General features: G+C 36.7%; 11 protein-coding genes. All 11 read right to left on the bottom strand.

All coding sequences use genetic code 11. The annotated features are described in order from the left end of the window. Positions 1–147 precede the first annotated feature (147 nt). Positions 148–438 carry a hypothetical protein gene (locus tag LKE05_RS13125; protein WP_022229558.1) on the bottom strand — a complete coding sequence of 97 codons (291 nt, stop codon included), beginning with the start codon at positions 436–438 and terminating at the stop codon, positions 148–150. A 22-nt stretch (positions 439–460) separates the two neighbouring features. Then, the gene (locus LKE05_RS13120) at positions 461–859 is read right to left on the bottom strand and encodes a hypothetical protein (RefSeq protein ID WP_022229557.1); all 399 of its coding nucleotides are present in this window, start codon (positions 857–859) and stop codon (positions 461–463) included. Next, a complete protein-coding gene (locus LKE05_RS13115; RefSeq protein WP_022229556.1) occupies positions 849–1,250 on the bottom strand; it encodes a hypothetical protein in 402 nt (133 codons plus the stop codon). Before LKE05_RS13115 ends, LKE05_RS13120 begins: the two co-directional genes overlap by 11 nt. A 78-nt stretch (positions 1,251–1,328) precedes the next feature. Beyond that, on the bottom strand, positions 1,329–2,324 hold the full coding sequence (locus LKE05_RS13110) for a DUF6744 family protein (RefSeq protein ID WP_022229555.1): 996 nt from the start codon (positions 2,322–2,324) through the stop codon (positions 1,329–1,331). A 15-nt stretch (positions 2,325–2,339) separates the two neighbouring features. Beyond that, on the bottom strand, positions 2,340–3,401 hold the full coding sequence (locus LKE05_RS13105; RefSeq protein ID WP_022229554.1) for a DUF3854 domain-containing protein: 1,062 nt from the start codon (positions 3,399–3,401) through the stop codon (positions 2,340–2,342). After that, positions 3,401–5,149: an AAA family ATPase gene (locus tag LKE05_RS13100; protein ID WP_022229553.1), complete on the bottom strand. Its 1,749-nt coding sequence runs from the start codon at positions 5,147–5,149 to the stop codon at positions 3,401–3,403. Before LKE05_RS13100 ends, LKE05_RS13105 begins: the two co-directional genes overlap by 1 nt. 14 nt (positions 5,150–5,163) lie before the next feature. Further along, on the bottom strand, positions 5,164–5,967 hold the full coding sequence (locus LKE05_RS13095; protein WP_022229552.1) for a Rad52/Rad22 family DNA repair protein: 804 nt from the start codon (positions 5,965–5,967) through the stop codon (positions 5,164–5,166). Continuing rightward, entirely contained in the window at positions 5,964–6,635 is a 672-nt protein-coding gene (locus tag LKE05_RS13090; RefSeq protein ID WP_022229551.1) for a hypothetical protein, read from the bottom strand. Before LKE05_RS13090 ends, LKE05_RS13095 begins: the two co-directional genes overlap by 4 nt. Beyond that, positions 6,635–7,210: a hypothetical protein gene (locus LKE05_RS13085; protein ID WP_022229550.1), complete on the bottom strand. Its 576-nt coding sequence runs from the start codon at positions 7,208–7,210 to the stop codon at positions 6,635–6,637. Before LKE05_RS13085 ends, LKE05_RS13090 begins: the two co-directional genes overlap by 1 nt. A gap of 11 nt (positions 7,211–7,221) precedes the next feature. After that, positions 7,222–7,512, bottom strand: coding sequence for a hypothetical protein (locus tag LKE05_RS13080; protein ID WP_022229549.1), 291 nt, complete (start codon positions 7,510–7,512; stop codon positions 7,222–7,224). 1 nt (position 7,513) lies between these two features. Continuing rightward, positions 7,514–8,077 (bottom strand): hypothetical protein, encoded by a 564-nt coding sequence (locus LKE05_RS13075; protein ID WP_022229548.1) that lies wholly within the window; start codon positions 8,075–8,077, stop codon positions 7,514–7,516. Positions 8,078–8,082 lie beyond the last annotated feature (5 nt).

Genomic DNA, 8,082 nt, shown 5'->3' with positions numbered 1-8,082 from the left:
TTGGCTGCATAAAAATAGCGTAGCAGTCGTTAAAACTACTACGCTATAAAAAGTCTAACTTTTGGGGGTCACATCATTTTAAATACCTCTCAATTTATCAATATCAGTAACTATAATAACTCTATTCTTCGTGATTTACGCTACTGTTTAGAATGGAAGTTCATCGTCATAATTATCTTTACGGGATAATATTTTATTCTTTTTACAGGTATGCGTATTATAATCTCTGAATAAATCTTTTTTAAATATACACATTTGCTCGCCTGATTGACAAGGTCTCAGTTGTTCGTAGCACATACTGACATCCACGATTTCAACAAGCCATTTATAAAATTTATTCTGTATTATTTTCACCTTACCTGTAAAGCAATCCCAAACTGTAATATTTACAATTCTTCCTTTTCTCATATTTAATAAATCACTAAGTATATATTTCATAAATTAAATTCCTTTCCTTTAATTATTTTTCCTTCAAATATTTCACTATGTACTTATCAAACACTTCATCAAGTGTTAGCATTTCTGTTTCATTTATGACCTCTTCCATTGTACGTTCGTCACTATTTAGCTCTTTAATGTCACGAGTTATACTAAAATAATCACAAATATCATCAACAAAATGTACATGTGTCAACGTAAGAGCATAAAAAATATCTGAGCCTGTATTAAAACATAATGATGAATATACTGCATTGTCATAGTCCTCCGCCTCATCATCGGTATGCTTCAGCAATCTCTCATGTTTTTTATGTAATTTCAAAAGCATATTGAAATTTTTTTCATATACTTTTAACTCATATTTTAAAAATTCCTTATCTTCTTCCGTTAAATACGGACATTCAAAAGTCTTATTTTTCATCTTGTTTTCCCTCCAAATATTTTCTTATATATTCATCAAATACTTCATCGAGCATCAGAATTTTTGTTTTATTTAACACCTCACATTGAGGAGCAAACACTTCAAGCTCTTTAATACCCCGCGTTTGAAAAAAATAGCGGCAAATATCTCTGATAAATATGCTCTGTATATTTGAACACACGTTAGAAATATTCATTTTAAGTGCAAATCTTAGTAATGAATATTGCAAATAATCATCCTGACCATCACAGTCCGATTTGTGTTTGTCCTCGCACCTCCGATATAGTGCTATAATCTCTTTGGCGCTTTCCTCATAAATTTTCTGCTCATACTCCAAAAATTTTTTATCTTCTTCCGTCAAATACGGACATTCAAAAGTTTTACATTTCATTTTTATTACCTCCTTATCACAGAAAGGCGCGTGTTTCCACGCACCTAATCTGCCTATATAATTTATATTCCTTATTTTTTACGCTGCTATATTATATCCGCCTTTTGCTCTTACACGAAGTTTATACTCATCGCAAAGCGTTCTGAGACATTCAAACTCTGAATCCATATCGTTAAGTCTTTGCTTCAATATAACCTCGTAATCGTATTTCTTATCTTCAAGCGTACTCACCCTATTCAGCCAACGTGTCAAAATAGCGTTACTTTGACTTCCAGCTTTTATCAGTTTTTCAATTTTATCCTGATAATCCTGTATCTGCTTCTGCATATACAGATAGAACTCCGTAGCCATCTTTTTACGCTGCTTTTCGTCATCAGCAACATACATAGAGTTTATGCTTATTTCTTTGCGAGTCGCCTTATTAGTGGGAGCGTACAAATTCATACCGCTCAATTCTTCCATAAAGTCCTCAAAGTCATCAATATAGCCCATATACTGTTTCGGGATAAAGAAATGATACCCGCGCGCTGAAATCTTAATTGCATTTAATGACGATATATACTTGTCCGCCACTGTTTCAATCTGTCTGTTTCCCACGCTGTCTAAGTATAGCTTATATAATTCCTTGACCTTATCACAATATCCGTCTACATCACGACGTGTAAAGCAATCTACATCTGTTACAAATATATCGCCTGAGTTCCTGTCAAGCTGAACATTTGCAAGCTTACGGTAATCATTAGTTTCTTCATTAACTGTTTCCTCTACAAGCTCACGGGATATGATGTTGCCGCTTACTCGCTTATTATCTCTGAAATAGATACGCGCAATATTCGGTTCACCGTTGCGTTCCTCTACAATTCTGTCCTTAACATCAGTAGTGGCACAGCGAAAAGCGTCAATAGCAGAATGTTTTTCTCTTTTACTTGCCGGAAAACCATATCTTTCAACCAATTCCTTAAATTCCTTTTTGTTAATCAGAAGTCTGGGGAAAGAATAATATAAAAACTTACCCAAGATTTCCGAGCTTTGACCGTCCGTGCTATTTACCACCATTAAATTATTTGCTTCCATAATTTTTCCTCCTTCTTATGCCGCCAATCTGTCATAGCTGCTGTTATGACGCTTCTTTTTGTACAGACAATAATCATCAATTCCCTTATACCACGGGTCCCAAGTACAGGTTTTGGTTTCTATCCCGCACTCGTTTAAAATTCCCTTTATTTTTATAAGAGCCTCTTTTACACGGTGATTGACCTGTTTATCCATGTCGAACATCTCATACACTTTTTTTACGTTAAGCTGATTTAACGTATCAGACAGACAATTTACTGCATTGACGCCTGCTATTGCAATAAGCAAGCTTCCGCCGGATAAAACACTTGTAACATCAGCTTTAAGCGCTCCTTCAGTAAGATATGCCGTGTCAGATGATATATCGCCTACAACGTGTACCCAAGAGGAGACGCCTGTCCCCTCCGGATACTCATTAGTAGAAAACCATCTATATCGGTCATCGTCAACGTCAAGTCTGATTTGCAAACCCTGTATATACCCGTCTTTATTGCATACGGGAACAAAGTAACCGCCGTATGGAGGTTCATATATTTTCCATTCACCGTATTTACGATAAAAACCCGGTATTCCGCTAAGGTCATGTTGTGCAGACAGTTTTTTAATAATTTCCCGTCGTTCATACTCATTAGCGGGTACACTCTTATACAAGAAATTTTGTATGTTTTTCATTGACAACCCTCTTTTTATCAGATCATTGAAATGTGTGTTATTAAGGGGCAGCATCTGTAACATATCATAGTACACATTATGACGTTCCATAAGAGATTTCATTGGTGTACTGTTTATCGGCTGTATCCTCTTAGGCTCTGTACCTGTAATACAGTTTGATAATTCGTTTGCTGCTTCCTTATTTGTCATACAATTTATTCTTGCATATAAACTGACGTCATTTCCTCTTGCACCGCATCTAAAGCAATTCCACTGATTTTTCTGTGTGTTGAGATACAGATGATAATGCTTATCACCGCAAAACGGGCATAGCGCCTTAATTTCTCTTGCGCCTATTCCGTCGTTCTTCATCTGAATACCGCATAAACGCGCGACTTCTTCTATTCCGAACTCTTTCCATTCCATTATGCCGCCTCCTTAACCGCAGCAGGCGATGGTTCATGAACAGTAATCGCACATCTGCGTACAAACGCAAATATCATCTGTCCGTCAGGTCTGGTGAAATTAGTGTTAATACTCTCAGCATTATCCACAAATGTCGGATATGTAAGCCCTGTCAGACGCTTCACAAGCATTGCTATCTCCAATCCTGCTTTGATACGTTCCGAATTGGACAGCCAGCGGTAGTCTTTTCCGTCATAAGTAAATTTAAAGGTATCCTTTATTTCGCCCGTACCTTTTACCACTTCAGACAGCTTAATTGCCGCTTTATCCATCTTTAACGGAGTTAGCATTACTTCCGCACGCTTGACTGCATATTCATTTACGGCTGATATGAGATAACCCAAAAAATCTTTTTTGCCCTCATTATCCTTTTTCTGTAATTTAACAGTTTCTATTGCTTTAGTGAGTTCTTCTTCACTGCGCATAGAATTTAAATCACTTTCATCCGCAAATAACTCAGCTTTCATCGCTTCAAGCGAATTTACCTGCGCTTCACTGAAATTACCGAAGGTCAGGGTATCGCGCAACCTGTCAATATCAGAAGAAGTTGCCGACTTGACATTCTTGATTTCTTCCTCAACTTTTTTCAAGTCATCCGCCTTGTACTGTTCAAACTGATCCTTTGCCTGTGCATCAAGCTTCACAATATCATCAAGCTGTGAGTTCAGATTTGCACCATTTTTCTTCATATTAGCAAGTGTTGCCGTTATATCTTTTCTGACAGCGTTAAATTCCTCATTTGTCAGAGCATGAGTACAGGTAGGACAAGGCACTCCCGGTCTGATACCCGTAGCTTTGTTATATAAGCCGGTATATTCCAAGCGTGCCGCGTTCAGCTCCGCCTCTATTTTTGCTCTTTGTGCAGAAAACTTTGAAACATATGGTCTGTTCTGAATTTCCATACGCTTTCTTTCAAGTGCAAGAATTTCATCGTTAGACAAAGACTTTTTTGCTTCATTATATTCCTGTCTTACAGCTTCAACGTCTATGCCCTCAAACTGCTTTTTCATAACAGCAGATATTTTAGCTTTCTGCTCCTTAACAGAGGTCTCCAGCTTATTTCTTTTTACAGAATTATTTTCAAGCTGCTCCTCTAAAAGCGCAAGCTGTCCCGAAAGATATGTAATCTGGTCGTCAGCCTCTTTCATTTCCGCGCGTTTATTTTTTATATAGTATTCCGGTTCAAGCAAACTTTCATTTTCAAGCAAATCCCTTGTCTGCTCACTGCAAACTGCCAGAATAGCCTCCTTTGAAACAGGCGGGAGAAGCTTTTGCAGAAATTCGCGTCCGTCACTCGCTATTTTTTCAATAAAATACAACGGATTTATAACCGACAAAAATATATCCTTCTCAACAAATAAAGCCGTAAGACTTTTTTGTGTCATTGTATTTCCGTTAAGAGCTATACTTGTCGTATTTCCATTTTTACGCCGTACAAGCGTATAAATCTCTCCGTCGCCATTTACAAATTCCACCTCAACGCACATCTGCTTTGCGCCTTTGCTCATGAGCTTATCAATACCTTTTTCGCCCCAGAACGGCACGCCGCAAAATGCGTATGCAATAGCGTCGGCAATAGTGGTTTTTCCCTGTCCGTTAGCGCCTGAAATATATGATGTACTTCTGAAAAAGAACTCCCTTTCCTGTGCAAAGGCTTTAAAACCCTGCATTTTAATTCTTGTTATCGTAAATTCCGTTATTCTATCCATATTATTTTTCCTTTCTAAGCCGCCAATTCATAATCCTGCAAGATATGTACTTTACCAAAGCCTGTATCTTGTGAATAAAATACGGCGCTGTTAAGCTTTGCACCTTCTTTAAAATTATCGTCTGTACCGTTATAGTAGACAGTCGCAGTCTTGTTTCCGCCCTTAATATCCTTAATTTTAAGCATACTCCTGACATTCTGACCGTCTTTTTGTCTCTTTACACCGAGTATTTCATACAAAGGTGTAATGGTCGGCTGCTGTGTCTGCTGTGGACTTGCCGGCTTTGATGTTGGTTTTGCCTTGTCTGCCTGCGGTTCGGGAGTGTTGCCTGTGTTCAGATTTTTAAGAAATGTTATATACCTCTGCTGAAGCTTAGGCATTTCGTCATCTTGTATATATATCTTATCTCCTCGCATATATACATTAACCCATACAGGTGTTATCTCATATAAATACCGTCCTATGCCCCACTTTACAGCCGCGCGCTTAAATGCGTCAGACAATCCACCTTTAATCGGTGAATAATTTGATAGTTCGGCGCCATCGCTCTTACTTATCCACTCTTTAAGACTATCATCATAAATTGATATAGTACAAATTTGAGATGCGTTATTTTTTGCTGTAATCCATGGTTTATACTCGTCTTTCCAACGCATTTGACCGACAACCTCATCAAGACGCTTAGCAATAGTTCTCGAATCAAGATATGCAACTGCAAGTCCGCTGGTCTTTTCATTATTCGTAACTTGAATACGCCATTTCACACACTCGGCATCAAATGGCTTTGCAAGTCCTTCCAAATATTTATTTACACTCATTTACTTACCTCCGTAATAAAATCATTCAGTGTTTTTTCCATATCAATCAATACATTATCATAGTAATACTGACTGTCTTTATCTTTCAAATGCTCCAATAACCCACGATAATCCAAATTGAGTTTTGTCCTCTCTTCTTTATAATAATCATAGTTATTAGGCATTTTCAATATAAAGTATGGCAAACCGTTAAGCTGATGCAATGATTTAATTGACGGCAACACGTTACTTCCTGTGCAAAGTCTAAATTCTTCTACATTGGAAAACGGATAAATAAACATCTTTGATTTAGGAGTTAATCTGCCCGTTTCCGTAACACCAAGCTGCACATCCGTTATGAGATTATCAGCAGAAACCGAAAAACCAAAAACCAATCTCGGCAAAGGAAAATCCTTATATTCTGTTTTTTCAAACATAATATCTGCTGTCTGCTCCTCAAAACTTATTACAACGAATTTATTTTTTTTCTTATCTTCACTGTAAGCTATACAATTTTGCGGTAATATACCGCTGTTTATACTAAATTTAAACTTTGCTGCGTCCTTTAAACACTTCAATATCTCGTTTGCCTCAATATATTTTACTGAAGTAATGTTATTCTCCTGCATTTCAACGCATATTCTGCAATCATTTTGGATATGTATAACAATTTCGTCATTTCTATTCATCACGCAGCCACCTCCAATTCTTGAGGCAGAAGCAATGAAAGATATATTGCTATTATTCCGGCATATATTTTTTTCAGCTTTTTTAACTGTTTCTCATAATAATGAAAAATAGTATTTATAGAAAAATATAATCCTACATAATCATAAAAACAACCTTCCTCGTACACATATACGTTTACTGAACTTGCATATTTATGCTTTGTACCTGAATAAACATCACCATAACAGCAACCGCATGTATCTATTTTATCTAAGCGTTTCAATGTATAGTTTAACGCATCTCTTATGTATTTGTTTTCCTTCTTACTCCAGCCCTTCAGCCTGCCTATCTTCTTTGCGAGTCTGTAATACTCCGTCATTTCTTCACTTGAGAAGAAATATCTGCAGCAGTATGTTTCCTCGTTAAATTCACAGTTGACGAGAAAGTCGCTCTCACGTATTGTCTCATAAAATAAAAATTCGGTTTCTTCATCCAAAAGCATATAAGACAACTCTGTAAAAGCTTTTTCCCCGCATTCATCATAATGCCTCTTTAGCCTGCTGATAAAGCTTAACATACAATCATTATCAACCATTTTTCTGCTCCTTAAAAAAATACTTTGCCCTCAGATACATTGCACGGTAAACATTCACCGAAAACGGAATATAATGCTCTGGCGTTATTTTCTATCTCCATCATTTTATTGTAAAAGACCTCATATTCTGAAGCGCTAAAACGACTGAAATCAATATCACCCACATGAATATATTTTCCGTTTATTATCGCAGAATAGATAGTATCATAGAGATACTGTATTCCACCTGTATGTTTTCTGACGGACACATCCTCCAAGCTTTTTATATTATCCTTAAATTCTTTTATGTCTAATGTAATCATATCAATAGTCCTCCGGCAGTAAAACAGTAGTAGCACTTCTGTCGGCTTCTGTTATAATCCAGAATTTTCTATCGTTTGCATCAGTATATGACGCAAATATTCTGTCGCCGTATTTCAAAGCACTGTCATTCAACTGTTTATCGCTTTCACACAGATTTCCCCAATCACCTTGCATATAGCGAGCCAGTAAGATTTGAAGTACGCTTGGAATATCAAGCTCTTTATTAGCATTTGCTGTAATCACCATTCTTCCCAATTCAAATTTACTGTTCACCGTATTACTTTTTTCATGAAAGCCTTCAGGAACCTCAAACCATCTATATTCTGTTTCCTTTTTACCATTTTCCTTAATTTCCGACACATCCACCAAAACCACGCTTAACTTATTTTGAACTACATGTCCTGTTTCTGAAAGCGAATAGTCCCATAAGCTACTAAAACCGTTATCTTCAAGTCTTTTCCCTATTTCTGCACAGATATTTTTATCAAATGTATAGCGATGACCTGTTACGGCTTCTACATAGTCTTGAGGTGTATATATTATTAGTTTTATCATTATGTTCATTGTTT

Source organism: Hominilimicola fabiformis (assembly GCF_020687385.1).
In the GTDB taxonomy this organism is placed as follows: Bacteria; Bacillota; Clostridia; order UBA1381; family UBA1381; genus Hominilimicola; species Hominilimicola fabiformis.
Note: the sequence above shows the minus strand (reverse complement) of the source record. Positions and strands in the feature narration are given on the sequence as shown.

Excerpts from the sequence above, each read along its gene's own strand:
- LKE05_RS13110 (WP_022229555.1), bottom strand. The coding sequence starts at position 2,324 with ATGGAAGCAAATAATTTAATGGTGGTAAATAGCACGGACGGTCAAAGC.
- LKE05_RS13090 (WP_022229551.1), bottom strand. The coding sequence starts at position 6,635 with ATGAATAGAAATGACGAAATTGTTATACATATCCAAAATGATTGCAGA.
- LKE05_RS13125 (WP_022229558.1), bottom strand. The coding sequence starts at position 438 with ATGAAATATATACTTAGTGATTTATTAAATATGAGAAAAGGAAGAATT.
- LKE05_RS13080 (WP_022229549.1), bottom strand. The coding sequence starts at position 7,512 with ATGATTACATTAGACATAAAAGAATTTAAGGATAATATAAAAAGCTTG.
- LKE05_RS13105 (WP_022229554.1), bottom strand. The coding sequence starts at position 3,401 with ATGGAATGGAAAGAGTTCGGAATAGAAGAAGTCGCGCGTTTATGCGGT.
- LKE05_RS13115 (WP_022229556.1), bottom strand. The coding sequence starts at position 1,250 with ATGAAATGTAAAACTTTTGAATGTCCGTATTTGACGGAAGAAGATAAA.
- LKE05_RS13085 (WP_022229550.1), bottom strand. The coding sequence starts at position 7,210 with ATGGTTGATAATGATTGTATGTTAAGCTTTATCAGCAGGCTAAAGAGG.
- LKE05_RS13075 (WP_022229548.1), bottom strand. The coding sequence starts at position 8,077 with ATGAACATAATGATAAAACTAATAATATATACACCTCAAGACTATGTA.
- LKE05_RS13100 (WP_022229553.1), bottom strand. The coding sequence starts at position 5,149 with ATGGATAGAATAACGGAATTTACGATAACAAGAATTAAAATGCAGGGT.
- LKE05_RS13095 (WP_022229552.1), bottom strand. The coding sequence starts at position 5,967 with ATGAGTGTAAATAAATATTTGGAAGGACTTGCAAAGCCATTTGATGCC.
- LKE05_RS13120 (WP_022229557.1), bottom strand. The coding sequence starts at position 859 with ATGAAAAATAAGACTTTTGAATGTCCGTATTTAACGGAAGAAGATAAG.